This window comes from Bradyrhizobium sp. CCBAU 11434 (assembly GCF_028128895.1).
Lineage (GTDB): Bacteria > Pseudomonadota > Alphaproteobacteria > Rhizobiales > Xanthobacteraceae > Bradyrhizobium > Bradyrhizobium zhengyangense.
Map to the genome: position 1 here is coordinate 413,991 of NZ_LBJX01000103.1, position 24,892 is coordinate 438,882.

The following is a 24,892-nucleotide window of genomic DNA, read 5'->3' on the forward strand; positions in this document are numbered from 1 at the left end:
CCGCGTTTAGCCCTTCCAGTGAAGAACAGTGATGAGCGTGAACAGCCGGCGCGACGTCTCGAAATCGACCCGCACCTTGCCCTTCAACCGCTCCTGCAGCGTACGCGATCCCTCGTCATGGATGCCGCGGCGGCCCATGTCGATGGCCTCGATCTTGTCGGGGGTCGCGGTCCGGATCGCCTGGTAGTAGCTGTCGCAGATCATGAAATAGTCCTTCACGATCCGCCGGAACGGCGTCAGTGACAGCAGGTGCGCCACGACGGGCGTGCCGTCCTCGCGGCGGATGTCGAACATCAGCCGGTTGCCGCTGATGCCGATGTGCAGCGTGAACGGGCCCTTTCCTTCGGCACCATCAGGCGCGAACAGGTTCTGCTCGATCAGATCGTAGATCGCGATCGCACGCTCATGCTCGATGTCCGGCCCGGAACGGCCGATCGAGTCCTCGTCGAGGGTGACCGCGACGATGCGATTGGTCGAGTCGTCCTGTTCGGGCGGCTTTGTCATGACAGATTGAGGCGCAATCCAATCGAGCGCGAATGGGCATCCAGCCCCTCCGCTTGTCCGAGCGTCATCGCGGCCGGTCCAAGCGCGCGCAGCTGGTCCGGGCCGCATTTCAGGATCGAGGTCCGCTTCATGAAATCGGCAACCCCGAGTCCTGAGGAGAATCGCGCCGAGCGCGCCGTCGGCAGCACGTGGTTGGAACCGCCGACATAATCGCCGATCGCCTCCGGCGTATGCGCCCCGAGGAACACAGCGCCGGCGTTACGGATCTTTGCGGCGAGCGCATCCGGATCCTTGGTCATGATCTCGAGATGCTCGGCGGCGATCGCGTCCGCGAGCGGAATGGCTTCAGTAAGGTTCTTCACCATGATGATGGCGCCAAAATCAGCCCAGGACTTGCCGGCAATCGCGGCGCGCGGCAGCGTCTTCAGCTGCGCTTCGACCGCTCTCTCGACATCGGCGGCAAGGCGCGTGGAGTCGGTGATCAGGATCGACTGCGCGCTGGCATCGTGTTCGGCCTGCGCCAGCAAGTCAGCGGCGATCCAGTCGGCATTGCCGGTGTCGTCGGCCATCACCAGCACCTCGGAGGGGCCGGCGATCATGTCGATGCCGACCTTGCCGAACACCAGGCGTTTGGCCGCGGCAACATAGGCATTGCCGGGGCCGACGATCTTGGCAACAGGCGCGATCGTCGCGGTGCCGTAGGCAAGCGCGGCGACAGCCTGCGCCCCGCCGACACGGTAGATTTCCGTGACACCACCAAGCGAGGCAGCCGCCAGCACCAGCGGATTGAGCTTGCCGTCGGGCGAGGGGACCACCATCACGAGGCGCGAGACGCCCGCAACCCTCGCCGGCATTGCATTCATCAGCACCGAGGACGGATAGGCCGCGGTGCCACCGGGGACGTAAAGGCCGGCGGATTCGATCGCGGTGTAGCGCCAGCCGAGCTCGACGCCGAGCGGGTCGGTGAAGCGCTCGTCCTTCGGCAGCTGGCGGCGGTGATAAGTCTCGATGCGGTCGCGCGCGAGCTTGAGCGCATCCAGCGTCGCGGCATCGCAGGCCTTGGTCGCGGCTTCGATCTCGGCGGCCGAGACGCGAAGACCGGATGCATCCAGTGCCAGCCGATCGAACTTGGCGGTGGCCTCGAGCAGGGCGGCGTCGCCGCGCCTGGCCACATCGTCGACAATGGCGCGCACAGCGGTCTCGACATCGGCCGAGACCTCGCGCTTGGCGGCGAGGAAGGCCGCGAATCGCTGGTCAAAATCGGCACTGCTGCGGTCGAGACGAACGGGCATTTTGGCTTGGCTTCTGCTGGTTTTAGGGGGCGCAGTTTGGCTTACCGGCCCCCTGCTCAATGGCGCGGCGGGGAAGCTGCGTCAACCCTTGGAAGGCTCGGCGGCAACCTGAGCTGCCTCGGCTGGTATACAGGCCGCCTCACCCCTCCCCCTCGAGCCCCAGTCCGGTGCCCAGTTCGTCCGCGCCCAGATCGGTCAGCTGGCATTCCAGGCATTCAACGTCGAGCCGTATGGCACCGCCCTGGGCGAACAGCAGAAGGGCGCTGCCGCCGGGCTCCTCGTCGCGGCCGTCTTGGGGATGAAACTCGATTCCGACGAGGTCCAGAACCGCTTCGGGCGTGGCCAGATCGATATTGCGCGATTTGCAGGCGAGCACGCGATCGAAGCGGAGCGCCGACACCAGCCGGCGCGGCTCGGTCTCGCCCGCCAGCGTCTGCTCCCAATCCAACCGGCTCATGCCAACGACGAGGCGCTTCTCCGCCTGGCGCCAGATGATATCGGCGGGCTGGACGCGCGCGTCCTGCACATGGGTCGAGATGACGGCGAGATCATCGGCGTCGAGCGCGATCAGTTTGAGCTGGGGAGACATCACCGACACTTCTCCTCGAGGGGACCGAACGGGATTCAACGCACGCCGGCGCTGAAGTATCCAAAGCTCGCAGCCGATACGGGGGCTGCGAACTCGTCGAAGGATACACCGTCAGCGGCGCTGAGACATCCCACCCTCGCCCCTAAGCAGAGCGATCCGCTCAGCTCTTGAAGAACGCCAGCAGGTCCGCGTTGATGGTTTCGGCTTCCGTGGTCGGCATGCCGTGCGGAAAACCCTTGTAGGTCTTCAGCGTGCCGTTCTTGAGCAGCTTGGCCGACAGCGGCGCGGAATCGGCGTAGGGCACGATCTGGTCGTCGTCGCCATGCATCACCAGCACGGGCACGTTGATCTTCTTCAGATCCTCGGTGAAATCGGTCTGCGAGAACGCAACGATGCCGTCGTAATGCGCCTTCGCGCCGCCCATCATGCCCTGGCGCCACCAGTTCTGGATCACCGCTTCCGACGGTTTTGCGCCGGGGCGGTTGTAGCCGTAGAAGGGCCCTGTGGGGAGGTCGCGGTAGAATTGCGTGCGGCTGGCGGCGAGTGCGGCCTGGAGACCATCGAACACGCTCTTCGGCAGACCGCCCGGATTGGCGTCCGTCTTCACCATCAGCGGCGGCACGGCAGAGAGGATCGCGGCCTTCGCCACGCGAGACTCACCATGCCGCGCGATGTAATGCACGACCTCGCCACCGCCGGTGGAATGGCCGACATGGAGCGCGTTCTTGAGGTCGAGATGCGCGATCACCGCCGCGAGATCGTCGGCGTAATGATCCATGTCGTGGCCGTCGGCGACCTGCGAAGAACGCCCATGGCCGCGGCGGTCATGGGCGATGACGCGGTAGCCGCGGGTGACGAAGAACATCATCTGCGCGTCCCAGTCGTCCGACGACAGCGGCCAGCCATGGCTGAACACGATCGGTTGGCCCGAGCCCCAATCCTTGTAGAAAATCTCGACGCCGTCTTTGGTGGTGATGGTGGGCATTGGAGGACTCCTTGTAGTCAGAAACGATCAGGCGAACGCCATCGGCTTGAAGCGGCGCCAGGCGCCGATGGTCAGCACCACGAAGAACACCAGCACGAGGCCCTGCACCACGGCGAACACGGGCCCGGACGGCGGCGCCGGCGGCACGGCGGGCGCGAGCGCGGCCAGCGCCGGGATCTTCAGGAACGACTGGATGATCAGAACGAAGACGTTGAAGTAGAGCGAGATCATCGCGGTCACGATATAGACCGGCCGCCACACGCTTTTGAGCTTCATGCCATAGAGCGCGATGCAGGCGATCGCGAGCAGCACCAGCGAGATGCCTGCGATGATGTAAGAGGGCAGCAGTTCCTTGAACGGAAACAAAAAGCCCGTGGCGTTGGTCAGGATGGTGAAGAGCAGGAAGATCGCAGTGAGGCCCGGCATGGGCTTCGAGCCGAGCAGCCCGAACATCACGATCAGGCCCGCGGCGATGGCGATCAGGCTGATGATGACATGGACCAGTGTGAAGGCTTGCAGGCTCATCCCGAGAACCATGACATCTCTCCTCGTCTCTGCATTGAGATCAGAGGATTGATATTACGCTCCTCATCGGATTGCCACCTGCGCTGACGTCACATATGCGCGCGCAGCCATGCGTCATCGTGCGAATCGACAAACGCATGGCTGAATTTTTGCAGCGCTGTCACAAACGACAGCAGCTTTCGACGAAAGTTGAGTCGATCGTCGCGATCAGACTTCCTTGGTGTCGAAGATCAAGAGGTCGGCGCCGCCGCTGGCAAATTTCGGCACGTCGCCGGCCGCCGCCTTGCCGGCTTCGCTTCCAAACGCTTTCTGGATGTCGCCCACGCTGTCGAAAGTGAGGATGGCAACGAGGTGAATGCCCGAAGGACCTGCGGGCGAGCCGACTGCGCCGGTGCTGACGGCGTATTTCTTCAGGCCGGGAAGTTTCTTGGCGAGCGGAATGTGGGTCTCGGCATAATGCTTGTCGAAAGCTGCAGCGTCCTTGGGCGTCTTGTAGAGCACGACGAGTTCGGCCATTGAGTCCTCCCGTTGAATATTTGTTCTTCCACGCGCGATTGGTCGCGACGCGGCGAGTGTCTGTGGGACACGGCAAGATGGCAAGCCACAATCGACTTGCCGTCTGCTTGTCTTCTGCTTGACTAAAGCGCCGGTTTTGCGGCGTCGCCGAGATAGCCGTGCAGGGAGGCCACGACCTGCGCGCCTTCGCCGATGGCGCCGCCGACGCGCTTGACCGAGCCGGAGCGGACGTCGCCAACGGCGTAGACGCCGGGCACAGAGGTCTCGAGCGGCGCCACCGGCCTGCCCTGGTTCAGCTCGGATTGCGCGCCTGTGACGACGAAGCCGCCGCGATCGAGCGTCACGCCGCAGCCATCGAGCCAGCCGGTGGCGGGATCGGCACCGACGAACAAGAACAGATTCTTGATGTCGGCGGAATCCTCATCGTCGGACAGCCGGCTCTTCCAGCAGATCCGCCGCAGCAGCGAAGCCTCGTCGCCTTCGAGCGCCGTGATCTCGGTGTTGAACAGCAGCTCGATATTCGGCGTCGCCTCGATGCGCTCGATGAGATAGCGCGACATGCTGGCCCCTAAGCCGCCGCCGCGAATGATCATCAAGACGCGTCTGGCATGTCCCGACAGGAACACCGCCGCCTGTCCCGCCGAATTGCCGGCGCCGACCAGCGCCACTTCCTCGCCGGCACACAGTTTTGCTTCGACCGGAGAGGCCCAGTACCAGACGCCGCGGCCCTCGAACTTGTCGAGGTTGGCGATCTCAGGCCGGCGATAGCGCGCGCCGCTTGCGACCACCACCGAACGCGAGCGCAGGGGATCGCTGCCGTCGAGAGCGACGGAGAATGCCCCGTCCTTGCGCGCGCAATCGAGCGACTCCACCGTGACAGGGATCATGATGTCGGCGCCGAACTTCTGCGCCTGGTTGAAGGCGCGCGCCGTGAGCGCCAGGCCGGAAATGCCGGTCGGAAAACCCAGATAGTTTTCGATGCGCGCGCTGGCGCCGGCCTGGCCGCCGAAGGCGCGGGTGTCTAGCACGGCCACCGACAGGCCTTCGGAGGCCGCGTACACGGCGGTCGCGAGCCCCGCCGGGCCGCAGCCGACGATCGCGACGTCGTAGATGCGATCATTGCGCGGGCCGCCGATCATGCCGATCGCGCGCGCAAGCTCGGTCTCACCGGGGTTGCGCAGCACCGCGCCGTCTGGCGTGACGACCAGCGGCCAATCCTCAGGCTTGGGCGAATAGCGCGCGATTACCTCGGCGGCATCGCGGTCCCTGTCGGGATCGAGCAGATGATGCGGCTGGCCGTTGCGGGTGAGAAAACCCTGCAAGCGCACCACGCCGACTGAATGCGAGGGACCGATCAGCACGATGCCGCCGACGCCGGCCTGGAGCAGATTGACCCGGCGCAGGATCAGCGCGCGCATGATGCGCTCGCCGAGCTCGGCCTCGGCGACCAGCAGCGCGCGCAGGCGCTCCGGCGGCAACAGCAGCGTTTCAACGTCGCCTTCGGCGCGGCCATCGACCAGCGCCGGGCGTCCGGACAGCTGGCCGAGCTCGGCGAGGAATTGGCCGGGACCTTGGTCGATCAAGGGGCTGATATTGCCGAGGCCATCGCGCTGGGTGATGGCGACATGGCCCTTGAGCACGACGAACATGCCCGGACCCGGCTTGCCGGTCTCGAACAGCAGCTCGCCGTCTTTATAGGTGCGAAGCTCGCCAAAATGCCTGAGACGTTCGATCTCGGCGGACGTCAACGTCGGAAACGTCTGCTCGGGCCGGGTGAAGCGCGCCATCTGCGCATTGCGATCGGTTGATTGTGATTCGTCTTGCCCCGTGGCCACTGCATGCACTCCAAAATGTCCAGCCGCTCGCGTCCCAACTCAGGTCTCGCCGGCGGTCCCCTCATCTAGGGACCCATCGCCATCTTGCGAGGGGTCGGCGCTTGCGGCGCGTTCGCGCGCCTGCGCCTTGCGGCGCTTCAGATTCTCCCGCAGCGCCGATTTCAGCCGATCGTCCCGCGACGTGCGGTCTTGTCTTGCGTTCCTGTCGATCTCGTCAGCCATCACGGGTCCATCCAGCTTGTGGCGATAACATGCCCGGAGAATGCGGCAGCTCAAGAGGCCCTGATGTCCCGATCGTGCGAAATCCAAAATGGGCCGAATCCACCGCGCCGGCCAACTGGCCAGTTGGCGGGGATCGGAACCGAAATCGGCCGAAAGTCGGTCGTTTCGAGCGGAAACAGCCGCAATACCCCCGGTATTGCCCCGATTTTCTCGCTTGGACGGGTCATGCAAGCTTGCGCAGCGGGGAGGCCTGTGGCAGATATCGGCCCGCTTGGTAGGCCCCTCGGGCGGCCGATTCTGATCCCAGCACATGCTGCCGTAGCTCAGTGGTAGAGCACTCCATTGGTAATGGAGAGGTCGACAGTTCAATCCTGTCTGGCAGCACCATTCTTCATCTTCGAAAATGAGCGTGAACAGGCATTCTCGCGGCAGGAAACGCCCGAGTTTTGCTCGTTTCCGTTGCCCTCCTCCCTTGAAGAAGGTGCAGGGAAGACCGGGTGCCGACGGGCACCCGCGGTCCGCTGCGCGAAAGTGTAGCGCAAGGAGACCGCACAGCAACGAACAGGTGGCGCCGAACACTCGGCCTTCCCTGCGCGATGGTTGGACGGCTTATGCCGTGCTCTCCACGGCGACGAATTCTTGTTGTCACCGTCGCCTCGCGGAATTCACCGACACCGCGCCGGTTGACGCCAGTGCCGCCTCCGCAAAGGCTTGACCATAGCGACGACGGCCAGGACCACACGGTTTTGCAGTACGCAGCGCTCCCGCTTCGCCAAGGGGCTTCGCTGGACGCAGCCGGCTTCGGCCCAAAGCGTCATCGGATACAGGCGCCGTTCGTACGACACGGCTTGTGCCGGGCTCACGGGTTTCGGCCCAATCCTCCGCCCGCCCTGCCCTCACATCCGCGCCGGCCCGCCGCGTCCACCGCTTCCCCAACCCACGTTCGTTACGACGTACGATCGCCCCTCTCCATCGGGTCGGGATGGTCGAGAGAATGCCGCAAACCGAATTTCGGTAAAGTGGAATATTTTTGCGGACAGGGATTGACGGGATTTAGCGGGAGGCGAGGTGTTTTGCCCGACGGGTTAGACTGGCGAGCACGTACAAGCGCTGCTTTGCTTGCTAAGCGAAGTGTGGTCGACGACAATCGAACCTTGGCTCTCCTCATCGCGTGTTCACTTCCGAAGAGTGCTCCCTCACAGGATTCGCCATGCCGCTCAAGATCCTTCGCCGCTCGTTGCCGAACTGGGGTTGGGGGTATGGTCCTCCCGGTGAAGGTCCATTTCCGGCGATCGTGCTCTTGCACGGTTCGGAAGGCAGTCGGTCGGGGATGATCTACAGGACCGCCGCTGTTCTGGCCGCGCATGGTTTTCTCGCGATGGCGTTTCCCTATTCAAACGGCAAGCACAGCGGCGACATCATAGAGGTGCCCCTCGACCGCACGGCGGAGGCCCTTTCCAGCCTGCGTGCGTGGTCGATCGTCGGAACGAAGGTCGGACTCTACGGAAGTTCGCGCGGTGCTGAACATGCTCTCTTGCTGGCGTCGCTGATGTCGAGAGATGACGTAGCCGGACTTCCTGACGCGATTGCTGTGCACACTCCACCTGATGTCATTTGTGGAGCATTTAACTCGAGGATGTGGAGAGACGCCGGGGATCCAGGTTGGCGCCCTTGGGGCCCGGCGGATCGTGCCTGGAGCTGGCGCGGATCGTCGAATGAGCTCCTTCCAACGACGCCGATCGAAATCGAACGTTTCAATGGTCCAATCTTCCTGAGTCACGGCACCAAGGACGCCACGTGGTCCGTCGAGATGACGTACCGGCTACGGGACCGGCTGAAACGTCATGGCCGCGCTCCGGAAGTCCACCTCTATGAAGGGGAAGGGCACAGCGTGAACAGCGATATCGAGAACCAGCACAACGAACAGCTGATCGACTTCTTTGGCCGTCATTTGAGCTAGCGACCTTGCCACGCACGCTCTCTTCGACCGCCCAAGTAAGGTTAATTCTTCCTTTCGATTGTCGGTAAAATTTTATCTATTATCGTTCCTCGCATTCAAGACGAACGAGGGGCTTCGATAGTGTTTGCGTTTTGCCTGATCGTGACTGGGACTGCATTGCTTCTCTCCGGCCTGGTTGCCTTTGGCCTTCATAGAAACTCGCTGCACTCGTTGGCGCTGCTGTAGCCGTAGCCGCGAACCGGCGCCCCCGTCAGATGTCGTCGCCCGCCTGATGCCCCGTAATGCGATTGTCGGCGCGCCTTAGCCGCCGGCACAGCTCGCGATTGATGTTTTGCAGGACGATCACATAGGCGTGGATGTCGGCCTTGTAGCAGGCGTAGAGCTTTTGCGCGGTCAGCTCGTAGAGGATAGTCTCGCTCTCCGCAACGACGGTGGCGGAGCGGTTTTGCATTTCGATCAGCGTCATCTCGCCGAAGAAATCACCACGCTCCAGAGCGGAGATCGGGACGGCGGTCCCTGAATCCCTGCGCTTGCTGACCGCGAGCCGGCCGGATTTGACGATGAACATCGAGCGTCCCGGCTCGCCCTCCGCCACCACGGTTGCGCCGGCATCGAAGCGGCACTCGACCAGCATCGAAATCAGCAAGTCGAGACTCGCGTCCGAGAGGCCGCCGAAGAACGGCGTCGCGAGCAGGAATGCTTTCAGATCGGGGGAGCTGACGGTCATCGCGATTCACCCAGCCCACTGCCCGGAAGGACTTCGGGCGGAGACGAACGGCGCAAGCGAAAGAGTAGCCATGTTAAGAATGACATGACAATCCACCAAAAGCCAAGAAGGCAGAGCCCAAACCACAGGTGATGTGAGCCCTGGCTGACCGACCCCGGAAAGCATCTTACACCTTGCGGTGGGCAAAGTACGTCCGACAGACGAACCAGCCACATGGCCGGAGTCCAGACGATCGAGAAAACAGGCGGCATCACCTCGCGACTGAATACACTTGCAGCAATCACGCAGAAGGCGCTGAGCAGCCCGACCAGCAAATGCAGAAGCAGACGCATGGGGTTCCGCCTTGGTTCAACCTACGCCTTCTGCCCTATGCGCTCTCGCCGCGCAGCGCCCGCTTTCGCCAGAGGTCGACCATGACCTTGACTGTTGCGGCGACGACAAGCGCACATAGCGCCGCCTTCGAGATGGTCTCCATCGTTCCCTCGATCAGCAGGCAATGGACCACGCCGCACATGACGATGACGATCGCGAGCGGGATATGGACGATGCGCCAGGTGCGCAGCCGCAGGCCCAGCCGTCGGCGCAAGCCTGCCAGAAGCGCCACCGCGAAGATCGCCCACATGGCGATCACGCCAAAGGGGGAGAACGGTGTCGGCGACGAGAAGGTCAATGCGTCGATCATGTCGGGCGGGCTGGTGAACCAGAGGTCAGCGACGTGGATCACCACGGCCAGGGCGAGCCCGCCGCCGATCCAATAATGAGCGCACCTTGCGCGATAAGCCGACGGGCCCGGCAGATACCCGCCGATCAGCAGGGGCTGAACCAGCACCAGACCGAGGGCGATGATGCCGGCGAAGCCGGCGAGGATGTAGACCGGGCCGCGCCATGCAAGCTGCTCGCTCGTCGCGGCGAGCGCGATCGGCACGCCAAGGGCCAAGCCAAGGGCCGCCCAGATCAGGGATCTCGACCCCTTCATTTGCGACGCGATCAGGCCGGTTGAAGCACGAAATGCGCCTCGAGGCTGGTGTCCTTTGCGCTCCGCATGATCGGCCGCAGGAAGACGGTCTTGAACTCACCGCTGTCATAGGCGAGGTGGCCATGCGGCTGGCCGAAGATCGGAATGATCTGCGGCATCTCGAGCCGGAAGGCGCCGTCCTTGTCGGTGAGCGTGGCGCCATGGCTCTGCGGCTCGTGCTCCTGCCCTTCGACCGTGTGCGCCCAGATCTGGATGCGCTGCCCGGCCAGCGGCGCGCCGTCGCCGGCGCGGCGTACGGTGCCGCTCATCACGAAGCCGCCCTTGCCGATCCGCTCCACGATCGGCGCGCCCTTGCGGTAGTTGTTGGCACCGCCGGTCATCGATTCCGTCGGCGCGAGACCTTCCGCGCGGGCAGGCAGCAGGAGGCCTGACGTTCCCGCTGCCAAGACGCCCGATGCGAGGACGGTACCGCCGGCAATGAGGAGGTTGCGGCGATTGAGTACGACAAGGGTCATGTGTGTCCTCCTGGCGACGGTGGCGCAGCCGAGGGTACAACATTAGGCGCGAAACGCCCAGTTGAGACGAAGGGCGCCATGGGTCGCAATAACAGGGTTGTGAAGGCGGCAGCCTCGTCGGACAACTCGCGCCGATCGCAGGCTCGGAGCGGCAGAGTTCAGTCGCCGAGGCGCCCGGCTGGAAAGGGTTTGGGAATTGGGACCCGCTCCCGGCTTCCGTCGATCAGGCCGGCGACCTTTTGTCGGGCCTGTTCGATCATCCCGGTGATCCCGCAAGAATAGCTGACGAGCTGATCGATCGCGGGATCATCCTTGAAGTCCAACAAGACGATGCGAATGCAGCTGTTCGCCGTGTTGAAGATCCTGAGGATCCGCAGCATGTCGACTGGCGTCACCCGATCATACTCGACCTGCCGCGTGAAGGTCTCGACGGACGTCCAGATCTCGTTCAGCCGATGCACCGCCTTTGAGGCGGACGCGCTCGATTGCGCCGGGAATGCCGCAACATTCGACATCAGCGTGCCCTCGTCCCAGTCTTTGGAGTTTTCGCGTTTAGTATGTTGGAAGTCGTCCAACGCGGCAACAAACTTCCGTATCGAAATTCCGTAAGTTCTTCTTCAGCAAATCCGAACGCGCAACATCGCGCCGTGGTCCGATCCATCGTCCCGTTACCGGCGCGTTTCACGCGCTGCCGAATTTCGATAGGGCGAGACGAGCGTGTGCTCCGCGATTCTACGGAGACTCGACCGGGCTACGGCAAATATTCCTTCTTCCCGAGCGACACCGATGGTAGTATGACGCATCTCATATCATTGTTTCGAATCCGATGCTTTTCAGAAATCTTCAATCCTCGACATCCCTGGAGCTGGTGCGTTACGCGGACATCGACCAGTTTCGCGTGAGCGAGCGGTATGCCCGTGCGGAGAGCGTCCCTCTCAGGAGCGGACAATTCTCGGTCCTGCGCGCCAGTCTCGCCCTGCCCGCCAGCACCCTGTCGCTGGTACGAACCTTTCCGCGCATCATCAAGGGGTACGATTTTGCCGGGCGGCTCGTCATCGTCGTTCCGATGGACGAGATCGGCTCGACCCGTGTCAATGGCAAGGATGTCGGCCGGTCGCTGATCGTCTTTAAGGGCGACGCCAACTGCACGGTCTATGAACCGGAAGCACGCATCGTTGCCATCCTGTCGATCAAACGGGATGCGCTCGCGGAGAACTGGTTAGCTTTGGACGACGGCCACCTTTTGCTGCGATTACCGGAGCTGGCATTGGACCGGTTGCGAATGCACGTTCGGGGCATCCTCGAGACCGCCGCCGCGCATCCGGAAGCCATCCGCGCGGAGGGCGCACCGGAAACGATCGAGACGGCTTTGTTCTCGGCATTCCAGGAGGCCATGTCTGCCGGGCACGTGGACCGAAGCAACGCACGCTCACGCTACAAGACGATCGTGGACCAGATCGAGCGTGTCGTGACGTCGAACCAGACCACCAACATCTACTGTGACACTCTCGCCAAAGAGATCGGCATTTCAGCGCGAACGATGCAAAACGCGGTTCACGCCGTCTGCGGCACCAGCCCGCTCCGCTACAGCCAGCTCAACCGGCTCTGGGCCGTGCGGCGGCAATTGCGGAACGGCACGCCCGGGCTGACGATCAAGGCCAGTGCCTACGCGCACGGCTTCTGGCACATGGGCGACTTCTCAAAGCTCTATCACGACATGATTGGAGAGCTCCCTTCGCAGACACTCGCGAACGCACGCCGCCTGCTGGCGTGACAGTCATGCGGTAGCGGGGGCTGGAATCCTTGGGGACGGTCCCCACATCTGGGGCCCCGGCGCACCTCCCGCGCCTTCATCCGGTGCCGCCCATGATCCCCTTCTCCGTGCTCGACCTCGCGCCCATCAAGCAGGGCGCCGACGCCGCGCAGGCTTTTCGTAACTCGCTCGATCTTGCCAGGCATGCGGAACGGTGGGGCTTCAAGCGGTTCTGGCTCGCCGAGCATCACAACATGATGGGGATTGCCAGTGCCGCAACCTCCGTGGTGATCGCCCATGTCGCAGGCGGCACCAAGACGATCCGCATCGGGTCCGGCGGCGTGATGCTGCCGAACCATTCGCCGCTTGTCATCGCCGAGCAGTTCGGCACGCTGGAGTCGCTCTATCCCGGCCGGATCGATCTTGGGCTCGGACGCGCGCCGGGCACCGACCAGCTCACCGCGCGGGCGATGCGGCGCGACCTTGCGACGGCGGCCGAAAACTTTCCGCATGACGTGCTGGAACTGCAGGCGCTGCTCGGCGATGTGCAACCGAACCAGGCCATCCGCGCCGTGCCAGGGATGGGGACAAAGGTGCCGCTCTGGATTCTCGGCTCGAGCATGTTCGGCGCGCAGCTCGCGGCGATGCTCGGCCTGCCCTTTGCGTTTGCCTCGCATTTCGCGCCGCAGATGCTGATGCCGGCGCTGCGCGAATACCGCGCCCGGTTCGAGCCCTCGGCGCAGTTGGAAAAGCCCTATGCCATGGTCGCCGTCAATGTGTTTGCCGCCGACAGCGATGCCGAGGCGCAGCGCTTGTTCAGCTCGCTGCAGCAGCAATTCATCAACTTACGCCGCGGCACGCCCGGCCAGCTGCCGCCGCCGGTCGACGACATGGATACGCTGTGGTCGCCGGCCGAGAAAGCCGGCGTCGCGCAGTCGCTGGCGATTTCCGCCGTCGGCTCGCCCGCATTGGTCGAGGAGAAGCTGAAGGCGCTGATCGCCGACACCGCGGCGGACGAGCTGATGACCACGGGCCAGATCTACGACCACGCCGCGCGGCTGCGCTCGTTCGAGATCGCGGCCGAGGTACGCGACCGGCTGGCGGGACGGACGGTGTGATCGGCCCCGGTTGACGCGACGATAAAGAGGCGGTCCCTCGGGGAGGGAACACACCGGTCATCACGACGAGCCTCGATCGCTCTAGTCCGCATAGCCGAACAGCTTCGCCGGATTGTGCACGAGAATCTTCTCGAGTTCGGTCTGATCGGGCGCGTAGCGATACATCAGTTCGAGCAGATCCGCATCGTTCGGCGGTTGCTTGACGGAGACCGGATGCGGCCAGTCGCTGGCCCAGACGCAGCGATCGACCGCTGCCTCGATATAGGCGCGCGCGATCGGGATCACGTCGTCGTAAGGAGCACCGGTCTGCGAGGTCTTCTCGCCGAGCGAGAGCATGACCCAGAAATTGCCCTTCTTGAGGAGCTCCAGCATCTTGCGCAGGTTGGGATCGTCCTTGCCATTCGAGGGCAGCGGCCGCGCCATGTGGTCGATCAGCACGGGCACGTCGAGATTTTCGTATTTCGCCACGCTGGAGACAATGCCGTCCTTCTCCGGCTGGATCTTCACATACCAACCGAGCTCGCGAATGCGCGCGATCGCGCGGGCGAAATCGGCGTCCGACAGCACGGCGCCGAGCTCCTGGCGGAAGCTGAAGCGGGCGCCGCGCACGCGCGCGTCATGTAGCTTGGCGAGATAGGCATCGTTCGCTTCCGCAAACACCAGCGCGTTGGCGCAACCGCGATAGTTCGGACCCATCGCGGCGAGACCGTCGAGCACGACGGAATGGTCGGCGCCGTAAGTCGTGGTCTGCACGATGATGCCGCGCTCGATGCCGAGCGCTCTGTGCATGCGCAGCGCAGCTTCCCAGGTCGCTGATGGCATCCGGTAGGCCGCCCCCGGACGCTCCGGATATTTGTCCACGGGACCGAGCACGTGAAACTGGCTGTCGATGGTCTTTGGCGGCGGCGCCTTGCTCGGGCGGCGTGGGTTCGGGTCGAACGGCAGATAGGTCGGCATGCGCAAAACTCCTTCAGTCGATCACGGCGGTGAAGTCGCACTGCACCAGCGCGCCGCCGTCCATGACGTCCATCGGCAGCGCGTGCCGCGCCGGCCGCGAATGCTCGTCCGGAAACATTTTCAGCCATTCGACGTTGACGGGGCCGCGCTGCGTGCGATCCTTCAGCCACACCGTCATCTTGATGATGTCGTCGGTGGTGCCGCCGGCGGCCTCTACCGTCGCCTTCATATGCGCGAACATGTTGGCGCATTGCGCATCCAGGCTCTCGGGCATTACGCCGGCCGCGTCACGGCCGAGAATGACGCCTGACATCACGAGATTGCCGATACGGCAGGCGTTCGGAATCGGGTTGGCGTGCTTGAAGCTGCCGATATGAATGCTCCTGCGCCGCGAGTGGCTCGTCATTCTGCGTTTCCTCTTGTTGTTGGTTCAGATGAACTGGCACGACACGGAGCCGAAAGCGCCGTAGTCGGTATGAAAGGTGTCGCCCTTTGCGCTCGATCGTCGCAGGATCCAGCATGGTTTAGTGCTCCGCAGCCACGGTGTTACGCAGCACGCCGATGCGGCTGGATTCGACCTCGACGACGTCGCCAACCTTGAGCCAGCGCGGCGGATCGAAGCGGGCGCCTGCTCCCGTTGGCGTGCCCGTCACGATCATGTCCCCTGACTTCAGCGTCGCGAAGGTCGAAAGATAGGAGATCAGGAAATCGAACGGGAACATCAGCCGCTCGGTCGTGTCCTGCTGCCGCACCTCGCCGTTGACGCGCGTGATGATGTCGTGGGGTCCACGCGGGTCGAGCTCGTCCGCCGTGACGATCCAGGGACCGATGCTGCCGGAGCGGTCGAAATTCTTGCCTTGCGTGACGTTGAACTTGCCGTGGCGCAGCCAGTCGCGGATCGTGCCTTCGTTGCACAGCGTCATGCCGAAGATGTGCGACCATGCGTTTTCGCGGCTGATATGGCGACCGCCGTGACCGATCACGATGACGAGCTCGCCCTCGTAGTCGAGCTGATCTGATACGTGCGGCTTCTCTAACGGCTGGCCGGAACCCGTCATCGACGACATGTTGCGCACGAACAGGCTCGGATATTTGGGCAGGTCCGAATTGTCCTTATATTCCGCGTTGCGCTCGGCGTAGTTGACGCCGATGCACCAGAGCTTTTCCGGCGCCAGCACCGGCGGCAGCAGGGCGAGGTTTTCCAGCGGGTAGTCCGGCTTCTGGCCGGTGACCGCCTTCTGCGCATCGGCGAGCGCGTTGGCGGCAATCAGTGCCTTGACGTCGGGATGGTCGCGACCGATCCGTTTGCTCAGATCGACCACACCGCCTGCAACGGCTGCGCCGTAGCGCGGCTCTCCGCCCAGGAGATAGCTCAGGAGTCGCATTATCATTTCCTCCAATGATCTCGAGACGACTTGGCCGGCGAGCGGCTGGCGCGCTCAGTCTCTTGATTTTGGCGTCTGGAACACGGTGTTCAGCGTCACGATCTCGCCAAGGCGGGCATAGCGGGGACCGCCGATGCGGGCGATCGGATCGAGCGCCTTGGTCTCGACCTTGCCGTCATTCACGAGGCCGTCGCGGATGTGGAACATGACGACCTCGCCGACGATCAGGCGGCTGCGGGCGTCGCCGAATTCGAGGCACTGGCGGAAGCGGCACTCCATCGCGACGGGCGCGGCCGCGAGCCGGCGCACCCTGACGCGCTCGCAATCCAGCGTCTCGAGGCCAAGATGCTCGACCTCGCTGATTTCAGGCGGATGCTCGACGGAGCTGTCGTGCACCGCCGACATCAGCGGCATATCGGCGATGTGGATGACATATTCCTCGGTGTCGAGGATGTTGTGCGCTGTGTCCTTGTAATCGGCGCCCTTGCGGCCGACGCTGATGGCGAGCATCGGCGGCTTCTGCGAGACGAAGGTGAAGGCGCTGAACGGCGCGAGATTGAGCACGCCTGACCGCGACAGGCTGGTCACCCAGGCGATCGGGCGCGGCACCACGATGCCGGTCATCAGCCGGTAGATACGTTCCGCGCCAAGCTCGGTGGGATCGATCCGCATCACTCAGCCTTGATGTTGGCCTTGCGCACGATCGGAATCCATTTGGCATCCTCGCGCTCGAGATAGGCTTTGAACTCGTCAGGCGTCATCGCCGTGGCGTCCGCTCCTAACTTGTCGAACTTGTCGATCACGCCGGGATCCCTGAGGATCGCGGTCAGCGTCTCCTGCAGCTTGTCGACAACAGGGGCCGGCGTGCCCGCCGGCGCGAACAGGCCGGTGAAGGTCTGGGCGTCAAAGTCCTTGTAACCGAGTTCAGTGAAGGTCGGCACGTCAGGCAGCGACTTCAGCCGGTGCGGACTGGTGACGGCAAGCGCGCGGAACAAGCCGGCCTTGATGTGCTGGAGGCTGACCGTGAGCTGGTCGAACGCGAACTGCACCTGGCCGCCGAGCAGATCGTTGATCGCTGGCGCATTGCCGCGGTAATGCGCGGTGACCCATTGCAGATCGAGGCTCGACTGCATCAGCTCGCTGAGCAGATGGTTGGTGGTGCCGGGGCCGGGCGAGGCCATGGTGAGCTTGCCAGGCTCGCGCTTGGCGAGATCGATGAACTCCTTGAAGGTCGTGGCCTGCACCGACGGATGCACCTCGAGCACCAGCGGCGTCATCGAGATGGTGGAGATCGGCAGGAAGTCCTTCTTCCAGACATAGGCGTCGCGCTTGTTGATTTCGGGGGCGAACAACACGGGGCCGTTGGCGCCGACGAACAGCGTGTAACCATCAGGCGCCGATTTCGCGAAGGCCTCGCCCGCGATCATGCCGCCGGCGCCGGCCTTGTTCTCGATGATGAAGGACTGGCCGAGCTTTTCCTGCAGCTTGTCGGCAATGATGCGCGCGGCGCTGTCGACGTTGCCGCCGGCCGGATAGGGCACGATCAGCTTGACGCTGCGCGCCGGCCATTGCTGGCCAGAGGCGGGCCCCGTCAGCATCGCGGCCACTGCGGCTACCGCTATCCAGAGCGATCTCATCCCAACCTCCCAGCGTCTCCAACTCCGGCTCGGGCGCCGTGACATCGCGCACGGCATCCCTGACGAAAGCGCCATCTTCAGATGCACCCTTTACCTGTCGAGCGAATTGTGGCGTTCTTGTCCATATTATGGACAGAACATCCCCCAGAAGTTCCACGCGCGCCACGGAGCCGCGACAAGGCGCGCAGGCGATCCGGCGCGCGCTGTCGGTGCTGCGTATTCTTGCCGCCGGGCGCGAGGACGGTGTGCCGTTGGCCGAGGTCGTGCGGGCCACCGGCCTGACGCGGCCGACCGTGCATCGGATCGTCCACGTACTGATCGAGGAAAGCATTGTCGAACGGCACGACAAGACCGGCCGTTACGCGATCGGCAACCAGGTGCCGGAGCTGGCGCTGGCACGTCCCCGCCCCTCGCCGCTTTTGGTCGCCGCGGGTCCTTCGCTGCGCCGCGCCTCCGCCGAGATCGGCGACACGCTGTTCCTGACGGTGCGGACCGGCAACGACACGCTGTGCGTCGATCGCAGGATCGGCGCCTATCCGATCCAGGTGCTATCGATCGAGGTCGGCGCGCGCCGACCGCTCGGTGTCTCCAGCGCCGGCGTCGCCATCCTCGCCGCGCTGCCGGCGCAGGACGCGCGCAAAATTGTCACGGCGAATGAGGCGCGGTTCGAAGCCTACCGGACCGACGTCGCGACGGTGCTCGGCGAAATCGCCGCAGCCAGACGGCTGGGATACGGTATGAGGGAGATCGGTCTCATCCAGGGCACCAAATCGATCTCGACCTGGATCAAGACCCCGGACGGCCGCCCCGCCGCTGCAATGACCGTCTCCGCCGTTCGAACGAGGCTCGGCCCGCGCCGCGAGCAGGAGGTTGCGGAGATCTTGTTGCGCGAGACGCGCGTGATCGAGCAGGCCATTCGCGCGAGTGCGTGAACTCACGCGGCGCTGTCAATGGGCTGACGTGCCGCTCGTTTTTGTGGCACAAGGGCCGCCTCCGCGACCGACCAACGAGGCCACGCATGCCCGCGCCAAAACCGCCCGCCTTCGAGACCCTGAGCCTGCATGCGGGCCAGCATCCGGATCCCGCGACCGGCGCCCGCGCGGTGCCGATCTACCAGACCACGTCCTACGTGTTCCAGGATTCCGACCACGCCGCGGCGCTGTTCAATCTGGAGCGCGCCGGCCACATCTACACGCGCATCTCCAACCCCACCACGGGCGTGCTGGAGGAGCGGCTTGCGGCGCTGGAAGGCGGCGTCGGCGCGATCTGCACTGCCAGCGGCATGGCCGCATTGCATCTGGCCATCGCGACGCTGCTGAACGCCGGCGACCACATCGTGGCGTCGAGCTCGCTCTATGGCGGCACCATCAATCTGCTGGCACACACGCTGCCGCGCTTCGGTATCACGACCACCTTCGTCAAGCCGCGCGATCTCGATGCGTTCCGCGCCGCGATCAGGCCGAACACAAAACTTGTGATCGGCGAAACCATCGGCAACCCGGGGCTGGAAGTGCTCGACATCCCCAAGGTCGCTGCGATCGCGCACGAGGCCAAGATTCCGCTGCTGATCGACAATACGTTTGCGACGCCCTATCTCAGCCGCCCGATCGAGCTGGGCGCGGACATCGTCATGCATTCGGCGACCAAATGGATCGGCGGCCACGGCATCGCGATCGGCGGCGCCATCGTCGATGGCGGCCGGTTCGACTGGCGCGGCTCCGGCAAGTTCGGCGTGCTGACCGAGCCCTATGGCGGCTACCACGGCATCGTCTTCGACGAGCAGTTCGGCACCGCGGCCTTCATCATGCGCGCGCGCACCGAAGGCCTGCGAGATTTCGGCGCCTGCCTTTCGCCGACCAACGCGTTTCAGCTGCTGCAGGGCGTCGAGACGCTGGGCGTGCGCATGGACCGGCACATGCAGAACACGCATCTGGTGCTGGAGGCGCTGAAGTCCAACAAGGCCGTTGACTGGGTGCTGCATCCCTCGCTGGAAAATCACCCCGACTATCAGCTTGCGAAGACGCTGCTGCCGCGTGGTGCGGGTTCGATCATCTCCTTCGGCATCAAGGGCGGCCGGGCCGCCGGTCGGAAATTCATCGAGCAGCTGCGCATGATCAGCCATCTCGCCAATGTCGGCGACGCCAAGACGCTGGTGATCCACCCGGCCTCGACGACGCATCAGCAGATGGATGCCGAGCAGCTCAACGCCGCCGGCATCGGCGAGGAGCTGGTGCGGCTCTCCGTCGGCATCGAGACGGCCAGCGACATCATCGACGATCTCGCGCAGGCGCTACGCATCTCGCAGAAGGTCTGACATCATGAAGCTTTCAGTCAACGGCGACGAGGTCTTTGCCGCAACCGGCGGCCGCGAATTCGACAAATCCCTGCCAACGGTCGTCTTCCTCCATGGTGCGGGCTTCGATCATTCGACCTGGGCGCTGCATACGCGCTGGTTCGCCCATCACGGTTTTGGCGTGCTGGCGCCTGACCTGCCCGGCCACGGCCGCTCGGCCGGCCCCTCGCTCGGAAGCATCTCCGAGATGGCGGACTGGACCGCAGCGCTGCTCGAAGCGGCGGGCGCAACGAAGGCCCATCTCATTGGTCATTCCATGGGATCGCTGATCTCGCTGGAGACCGCAGCGCGCCACCCCGACAAAGTCTCGGCGCTGAGCCTGATCGGCACGGCGGCGACCATGACGGTCGGGCCGGATCTGCTGAAGGCCGCCGAAGCCAATTCGCAGGATGCCAACGACATGGTCTCGATCTGGGGCCTCGGCTTCAACGCCGAGCTCGGCGGCAGCCTCGCTCCCGGCCTTTGGATGCATGGCGGCGCGCAGGCGGTGCTGCAGGCTTGCGAGCCGGGCGTGCTGTTCAGGGATTTGTCGGCCTGCAATGCCTATGCGAATGCGCTTGCTGCTGCTGCGAGCGTGAAGGTGCCGACAACCCTGATCCTTGGCGAGCGGGACATGATGACCCCCGCGAAAGCCGGCAAGGCGCTTGCGGCTGCGATCCCGCACGCCAAGACCGTCGTGGTGCCGGGCGCCGGCCACATGATCATGGCCGAGCGGCCGGACGAACTGCTCGCCGCCTTGAAGGGCTGATAGGATCAATTGTCGCGTCGGCGCGTTGCAGGGACAAGCGCGCCGGTAAATCGGCCCGCACGCAAGCCGGCGAATTCGTCAAGGACGAGATCGACAAGATCAGGAAGGGCAAGCACGGCGCACGCTCGACGAAGCAGGCCATCAATGAAATGGCTATCCATATTTGCGACGGGCGTGCTGGGGCACTTCTCCACGTGCGCGCACCGGCAGGCGGATTCATCTCGCGATCAATTCAACACCGCCCATCGACCGGCGTGATACGCTTCGCGCGACCATAAAGCAGAACAACGGGAGGCCCGGAGATGGCAAATGATCTGCAAGGGCGCGTGGCGCTTGTCACCGGTGGCTCGCGCGGAATTGGCGCGGCCGTCTGTCGCGCCCTCGCCGCCTCAGGCGCAGCCGTGGCGATCAACTGCCGCGAGCAGATCGGTCAGGCCGATAAGCTGGCCGACGAGATCGCGCGGCAGGGCCGACGCTCCATCGTCGCTGCCGCCGATGTTTCTCAGCGGGACGCCGTGGCCGATATGGTCGCGCGCGTCACGGCGGGGCTCGGGCCCATCGACATTCTCGTCAACAATGCCGGCATCGCCATCACCCGCGGCGTCGACGATCTCACCGAGGATGATTTCGACCGCACCATTCTGGTCAATCTGAAATCCGTGTTCCTGTGCACCCAGGCCGTGCTGCCATCGATGCGCGCGCGAAAATGGGGCCGCATCGTCAACATCTCCTCGGGTGCCGCGCGCGGCGCCGGCTCGATCGGTCCGCACTACAATGCCTCCAAGGCCGGCATGGAGGGCCTCACGCGTGGCTATGCCGCACGGCTGGTGAAGGAAGGCATCACCGTCAATGCCGTGGCGCCGTCGCTGATCGAGACCGACATGATGATCGGCCAGCCGCAACTCATCAGCCGCATCCCACTCGGCCGCTTCGGCACGGCGGACGAGGTGGCAAAAGCAGTGATGCTGCTGGTGGACAATGCGTATATGACCGGGCAGACGATCGCGTTGAGTGGAGGGATGGCGTTTAATTGATGGGATAGAGGTGCCGTTCTTCCTTCTCCCCTTGCGGAAGAAGGTGGCGCGAAGCGCCGGATGAGGGGTTCGTTCCACACGCAACGCCTTTCGTGAGAAGAGCCCCCTCACCCGTCTCGCCGCTTCGCGGCGAGCCACCCTCTCCCACAAGGGGGGACGGAAGAAACAACTACCACATCGTCGCAGCCGCTCGCTCCGGCCAGATGCGGTCATACTCCGCGCCGCCGACCTTGTTCTGGCTCATCTCCGCCAGAATCTGCCCCGGCGTCGGCAACATCTTCGGATCGACGCGCTTGTCGGGATTCCAGAGATCGGAGCGGACGATGGCGCGGGCGCATTGGAAATAGATCTCTTCCACGTTCATCACCATGACGCTGCGGGGCGCCTTGCCTTCGACCTTGAACGAGGCCAGCAGCTCGGGATCAACAGAGAGATGCGCCCGGCCGTTGGCGCGGACGGCGTTACCGGAGCCAGGGATCAGGAACATCAGCGACACGCGAGAGTCACGCACGATGTTGCGCAAGGAGTCGACCCGGTTGTTGCCGCGGCGATCCGGCAGCATCAGCGTCTTGGGATCGTGGATACGGACGAATCCGGGCAGATCGCCGCGCGGCGAGCAATCGATGCCCTCAGGCCCGATGGTGGCGAGTGCCGCAAAAGGCGCCTTCTCGATGAAGACACGGTAGAGCGGGGTGACGTGATCGGCAACTTTCACAGTCGAGGCGTCGTTGGTGGTGCCGTAGATGGCTTCCAGCTGTTCGACCGTCTCTATCACCGACATTCCAGTCTCCTTGTTGTGCGGGCTAATCGTGCCAGCCTTCGTTCCTGATCACGCCCACGAGCTGGCGGCTGTGATCCTCCGCGCTGCCGGCGTTGAGGATCGTGACATCGGCACTGGCCGAGGCGTCGTCAACGTTGCGCGCGAGCCGGTTGGCGATATTGCCATCGCTGTTCCGCGCCCGCGCGGCGAGCCGCTGCGCCAACACGTCCGGCGGCGCCGTGATCGCGACCACGATGACATTGGCATAGGCCTGGCGCAAGGCGGCGATTACGGTGCGTGAGACGTTGACGACGACGACGCGCCCGGCGCGGATGTCGTCGTTGATTTCCAGCTGCAGCGCATAGGAATGGCCATGCGCGTTCCAGTGCACGGCAAAATCGCCGCGCTCGCGGGCGCGGGTGAATTCGTCGGGGCTCACTGCGACATTATCCTCGTCAGCGGACGATGCACGCGTCACGACGCGGCGCGGGAAGACAATGTCGTGGTCGTCGGCACAGGCCGCCTGCGCCAACCGCAGCAGCGTGTCCTTGCCGGCGCCGCTCGGCCCGACCACGAGCACGAGGCGGCCGGGACCAATCGCACCCGCCTTACCCTGCGCCATGGCCGCGACCTCGCTCATGCGACGCGGCCCCCTTCGCGCCAGACGCTGCGCACCACGGGAACACTGCCGGCAACATGCACCCGGATCAGGTCGGCGCGCTTGCCGATTGCGATCTCGCCACGATCGGTGAGGCCGACCGCATCGGCGGGCGCCTTGGTCACGGTCCGAACCGCGGCCGGCAGGCTGATCGACGGCGCATGCTCGGGCAATTGCAGTGCGCCCATCAAGAGGCTCGACGGAATGTAGTCCGACGACAGGATGTCGAGCAGGCCTTCGCGGGCGAGATCGATCGCGGCGATGTTGCCGGAATGCGAGCCGCCGCGCACCACGTTCGGCGCGCCCATCAAAATGTCAATCCCGGCCTGGTGCAGGCCGCGCGCGGCCTCGAGCGTGGTCGGGAATTCCGCCACTGCGACGCCGTCGCGCACGGCATCGGCGACGTTCTCCTCCGTGGTGTCGTCATGGCTCGCCAAGGGGATCTTGTACTCATGCGCCAGCGCCACGATCTCGCGCATGTTGGCCGCAGCATATCTCTTCTGATAGTCGAAGCGCCTTGTGAACAGTTCGTCGAGCTCGGCATCCGTCATGCCGCCGCCCTTGCCACGATAATAGTCGCGCAGCTTGACCTCGTCGCGGAACTGGCGCTGGCCGGGGGTATGGTCCATCAGCGACATCAGCTTGACGTCGGGCCGGTCGATCAGCTCCTTGGCCTCTTCCACCACGCTCGGCATCGGGATTTCGCAGCGCAGATGCAGAAAGTGGTCGGCGCGCAGCAGATTGCCATCGCGCGCGGTCGTGATCGCGGCGGCAAGCACGCCAGCGCGGCCATCGACCTCCTCGGCGCCGTCCTCGCGCCAGACCCGGAGCGAGTCGAACACAGTGGTGATGCCTGAGGTCGCGAGCTGGCCGTCATAGGAGATGACGGCCGCGACCGGATTCCAGAACACTTTGGGGCGCGGCACGTAATGCGCTTCGAGATGATCGGTGTGGAGTTCGATCAAGCCGGGCATCACGAGATCGCCGCCGGCGTCCTCTGCGCCCGCGGGGGCCCTGCCCTCGCCGATCCCGGCAATGCGTCCATCGGCAAGAGCAAGCCAGCCCTGTTCGATCACCCTGTCAGCCAGCACGATCCTGGCGTTGGCGATGATTGATTCCTTCGGCTTCATGTCCCTTGTCCTTCAGGCCGCGGCGGCAAAACTGGTGACGTCGACGATGCGGTCGGCAATCAAATGGCGGATTTCGTCGTCATGGACAATGGCGACCATGGCGACGCCACTACGTTTCTTCTCGGCGACCAGCGCGACCACGACGGCGCGGTTGGCGGCGTCGAGCGAGGCGGTCGGCTCGTCCAGCAGCAGGATCGGCAGATCCGAAATAAAGCCGCGCGCAATGTTGACGCGCTGCTGCTCGCCACCGGAGAAGGTCGCGGGCGGAAGCTGCCAGAGTCGCTCGGGGATGTTGAGACGATGCAACAGCTCACCGGCACGCGCCTGCGCATCCGCGCGGGTCATGCCGCCGGCGATCAGCGGCTCGGCGACGACGTCGATGGTAGCAACCCGCGGCACCGCCCGCAAAAACTGGCTGACATAGCCGATTGTGGAACGCCGGACGTTGAGCACTTGCCGCGGCTCGGCGGTGGCAAGATCCATCACATCGCCGCGATGGCGGATGCCGATGCGGCCGGAGTCGCAGCGATAATTGCCGAAGATCATCTTCAGGATCGACGATTTTCCGGCGCCTGACGGCCCCGACAGCACGACGCACTCGCCCGGCGGGACCTGAAAGGTCACGCCGCGCACGACGGGCAGTTCGATGCCACCTTGCAGGTGCATCGTAAAGGTCTTGGAAGCGTCGGCGATGTCGATCATGGCGGTCATCG

28 protein-coding genes and 1 tRNA gene are annotated in these 24,892 nt (G+C 64.3%); 8 read left to right on the forward strand and 21 right to left on the reverse strand.

What is annotated here, in order from left to right; translation table 11 throughout:
* Positions 1-6: 6 nt before the first annotated feature.
* The 8 genes from XI06_RS42060 to XI06_RS42095 form a co-directional block, all read right to left on the reverse strand.
* Complete coding sequence (locus XI06_RS42060) at positions 7-504, reverse strand: UPF0262 family protein (protein WP_057759780.1); 498 nt, start codon at positions 502-504, stop codon at positions 7-9.
* Positions 501-1,796: a histidinol dehydrogenase gene (gene hisD / locus XI06_RS42065; protein ID WP_237890217.1), complete on the reverse strand. Its 1,296-nt coding sequence runs from the start codon at positions 1,794-1,796 to the stop codon at positions 501-503. Before hisD ends, XI06_RS42060 begins: the two co-directional genes overlap by 4 nt.
* Before the next feature lie 139 nt (positions 1,797-1,935).
* A complete protein-coding gene (locus XI06_RS42070) occupies positions 1,936-2,385 on the reverse strand; it encodes a DUF2948 family protein (RefSeq protein ID WP_237859573.1) in 450 nt (149 codons plus the stop codon).
* Positions 2,386-2,545: 160 nt separating this feature from the next.
* A complete protein-coding gene (locus XI06_RS42075) occupies positions 2,546-3,370 on the reverse strand; it encodes an alpha/beta fold hydrolase (protein ID WP_271607964.1) in 825 nt (274 codons plus the stop codon).
* A gap of 27 nt (positions 3,371-3,397) precedes the next feature.
* Positions 3,398-3,907 carry a hypothetical protein gene (locus XI06_RS42080; RefSeq protein ID WP_237859577.1) on the reverse strand — a complete coding sequence of 170 codons (510 nt, stop codon included), beginning with the start codon at positions 3,905-3,907 and terminating at the stop codon, positions 3,398-3,400.
* A gap of 195 nt (positions 3,908-4,102) precedes the next feature.
* Positions 4,103-4,411 (reverse strand): EthD family reductase, encoded by a 309-nt coding sequence (locus XI06_RS42085; RefSeq protein WP_100175035.1) that lies wholly within the window; start codon positions 4,409-4,411, stop codon positions 4,103-4,105.
* A 122-nt stretch (positions 4,412-4,533) separates the two neighbouring features.
* Positions 4,534-6,198 (reverse strand): FAD-dependent oxidoreductase, encoded by a 1,665-nt coding sequence (locus tag XI06_RS42090; protein WP_237890352.1) that lies wholly within the window; start codon positions 6,196-6,198, stop codon positions 4,534-4,536.
* 87 nt (positions 6,199-6,285) lie between these two features.
* Positions 6,286-6,468 carry a hypothetical protein gene (locus XI06_RS42095; RefSeq protein WP_271607965.1) on the reverse strand — a complete coding sequence of 61 codons (183 nt, stop codon included), beginning with the start codon at positions 6,466-6,468 and terminating at the stop codon, positions 6,286-6,288.
* A gap of 312 nt (positions 6,469-6,780) precedes the next feature.
* Between XI06_RS42095 and XI06_RS42100 the strand changes: the two genes are divergently transcribed.
* Together XI06_RS42100 and XI06_RS42105 are read left to right on the forward strand one after the other, a co-directional pair.
* Positions 6,781-6,855 (forward strand) — tRNA-Thr (locus tag XI06_RS42100).
* An 823-nt stretch (positions 6,856-7,678) separates the two neighbouring features.
* Positions 7,679-8,428 carry an alpha/beta hydrolase family protein gene (locus tag XI06_RS42105; RefSeq protein WP_271607966.1) on the forward strand — a complete coding sequence of 250 codons (750 nt, stop codon included), beginning with the start codon at positions 7,679-7,681 and terminating at the stop codon, positions 8,426-8,428.
* 250 nt (positions 8,429-8,678) lie between these two features.
* Here XI06_RS42105 and XI06_RS42110 read toward each other — a convergent pair whose 3' ends face one another.
* The 4 genes from XI06_RS42110 to XI06_RS42125 form a co-directional block, all read right to left on the reverse strand.
* On the reverse strand, positions 8,679-9,155 hold the full coding sequence (locus tag XI06_RS42110; RefSeq protein WP_271607967.1) for a Crp/Fnr family transcriptional regulator: 477 nt from the start codon (positions 9,153-9,155) through the stop codon (positions 8,679-8,681).
* 367 nt (positions 9,156-9,522) lie between these two features.
* A complete protein-coding gene (locus XI06_RS42115) occupies positions 9,523-10,131 on the reverse strand; it encodes a ferric reductase (protein ID WP_271607968.1) in 609 nt (202 codons plus the stop codon).
* 11 nt (positions 10,132-10,142) lie between these two features.
* Positions 10,143-10,646 (reverse strand): Twin-arginine translocation pathway signal, encoded by a 504-nt coding sequence (locus XI06_RS42120; protein WP_237859588.1) that lies wholly within the window; start codon positions 10,644-10,646, stop codon positions 10,143-10,145.
* A 158-nt stretch (positions 10,647-10,804) separates the two neighbouring features.
* On the reverse strand, positions 10,805-11,161 hold the full coding sequence (locus XI06_RS42125; RefSeq protein ID WP_271607969.1) for a hypothetical protein: 357 nt from the start codon (positions 11,159-11,161) through the stop codon (positions 10,805-10,807).
* A 311-nt stretch (positions 11,162-11,472) separates the two neighbouring features.
* Between XI06_RS42125 and XI06_RS42130 the strand changes: the two genes are divergently transcribed.
* The gene (locus XI06_RS42130) at positions 11,473-12,420 is read left to right on the forward strand and encodes an AraC family transcriptional regulator (RefSeq protein ID WP_271607970.1); all 948 of its coding nucleotides are present in this window, start codon (positions 11,473-11,475) and stop codon (positions 12,418-12,420) included.
* Between the two features lie 92 nt (positions 12,421-12,512).
* The gene (locus XI06_RS42135) at positions 12,513-13,517 is read left to right on the forward strand and encodes an LLM class flavin-dependent oxidoreductase (protein ID WP_237891650.1); all 1,005 of its coding nucleotides are present in this window, start codon (positions 12,513-12,515) and stop codon (positions 13,515-13,517) included.
* 81 nt (positions 13,518-13,598) lie between these two features.
* Here the strand turns inward: XI06_RS42135 and XI06_RS42140 are convergent, their stop codons facing one another.
* From XI06_RS42140 to XI06_RS42160, 5 genes are all read right to left on the reverse strand, one after another.
* On the reverse strand, positions 13,599-14,474 hold the full coding sequence (locus XI06_RS42140) for an amidohydrolase family protein (RefSeq protein WP_271607971.1): 876 nt from the start codon (positions 14,472-14,474) through the stop codon (positions 13,599-13,601).
* A gap of 13 nt (positions 14,475-14,487) precedes the next feature.
* On the reverse strand, positions 14,488-14,880 hold the full coding sequence (locus XI06_RS42145; protein ID WP_271607972.1) for a RidA family protein: 393 nt from the start codon (positions 14,878-14,880) through the stop codon (positions 14,488-14,490).
* A gap of 118 nt (positions 14,881-14,998) precedes the next feature.
* Positions 14,999-15,859, reverse strand: a complete 861-nt coding sequence (locus tag XI06_RS42150; RefSeq protein ID WP_271607973.1) for a fumarylacetoacetate hydrolase family protein — start codon at positions 15,857-15,859, stop codon at positions 14,999-15,001.
* A 54-nt stretch (positions 15,860-15,913) separates the two neighbouring features.
* On the reverse strand, positions 15,914-16,531 hold the full coding sequence (locus tag XI06_RS42155) for a flavin reductase family protein (protein WP_271607974.1): 618 nt from the start codon (positions 16,529-16,531) through the stop codon (positions 15,914-15,916).
* Positions 16,531-17,496, reverse strand: a complete 966-nt coding sequence (locus tag XI06_RS42160) for a Bug family tripartite tricarboxylate transporter substrate binding protein (RefSeq protein WP_271607975.1) — start codon at positions 17,494-17,496, stop codon at positions 16,531-16,533. The genes XI06_RS42155 and XI06_RS42160 overlap by 1 nt, the downstream gene beginning before the upstream one ends.
* A 128-nt stretch (positions 17,497-17,624) precedes the next feature.
* Here XI06_RS42160 and XI06_RS42165 point away from each other — a divergent pair, with 128 nt between their 5' ends.
* From XI06_RS42165 to XI06_RS42180, 4 genes are all read left to right on the forward strand, one after another.
* Positions 17,625-18,428, forward strand: coding sequence for an IclR family transcriptional regulator (locus XI06_RS42165; protein ID WP_237871678.1), 804 nt, complete (start codon positions 17,625-17,627; stop codon positions 18,426-18,428).
* 86 nt (positions 18,429-18,514) lie between these two features.
* Positions 18,515-19,810, forward strand: a complete 1,296-nt coding sequence (locus XI06_RS42170; RefSeq protein WP_271607976.1) for an O-acetylhomoserine aminocarboxypropyltransferase — start codon at positions 18,515-18,517, stop codon at positions 19,808-19,810.
* A gap of 4 nt (positions 19,811-19,814) precedes the next feature.
* The gene (locus XI06_RS42175; protein ID WP_271607977.1) at positions 19,815-20,597 is read left to right on the forward strand and encodes an alpha/beta fold hydrolase; all 783 of its coding nucleotides are present in this window, start codon (positions 19,815-19,817) and stop codon (positions 20,595-20,597) included.
* Between the two features lie 302 nt (positions 20,598-20,899).
* Complete coding sequence (locus tag XI06_RS42180; RefSeq protein WP_271607978.1) at positions 20,900-21,631, forward strand: SDR family NAD(P)-dependent oxidoreductase; 732 nt, start codon at positions 20,900-20,902, stop codon at positions 21,629-21,631.
* Between the two features lie 169 nt (positions 21,632-21,800).
* Here XI06_RS42180 and XI06_RS42185 read toward each other — a convergent pair whose 3' ends face one another.
* Genes XI06_RS42185 through phnL form a run of 4 tightly spaced genes read right to left on the reverse strand, consistent with a single transcriptional unit; the run spans position 21,801 to position 24,890 of the window.
* A complete protein-coding gene (locus tag XI06_RS42185; RefSeq protein WP_237891658.1) occupies positions 21,801-22,412 on the reverse strand; it encodes a pyridoxamine 5'-phosphate oxidase family protein in 612 nt (203 codons plus the stop codon).
* Positions 22,413-22,434: 22 nt separating this feature from the next.
* The gene (phnN, locus tag XI06_RS42190; RefSeq protein ID WP_237859619.1) at positions 22,435-23,031 is read right to left on the reverse strand and encodes a phosphonate metabolism protein/1,5-bisphosphokinase (PRPP-forming) PhnN; all 597 of its coding nucleotides are present in this window, start codon (positions 23,029-23,031) and stop codon (positions 22,435-22,437) included.
* Positions 23,028-24,179, reverse strand: a complete 1,152-nt coding sequence (locus XI06_RS42195; protein ID WP_237859622.1) for an alpha-D-ribose 1-methylphosphonate 5-triphosphate diphosphatase — start codon at positions 24,177-24,179, stop codon at positions 23,028-23,030. Before XI06_RS42195 ends, phnN begins: the two co-directional genes overlap by 4 nt.
* A 12-nt stretch (positions 24,180-24,191) precedes the next feature.
* Positions 24,192-24,890 (reverse strand): phosphonate C-P lyase system protein PhnL, encoded by a 699-nt coding sequence (gene phnL / locus XI06_RS42200; protein WP_237859624.1) that lies wholly within the window; start codon positions 24,888-24,890, stop codon positions 24,192-24,194.
* Between the last annotated feature and the right edge of the window lie 2 nt (positions 24,891-24,892).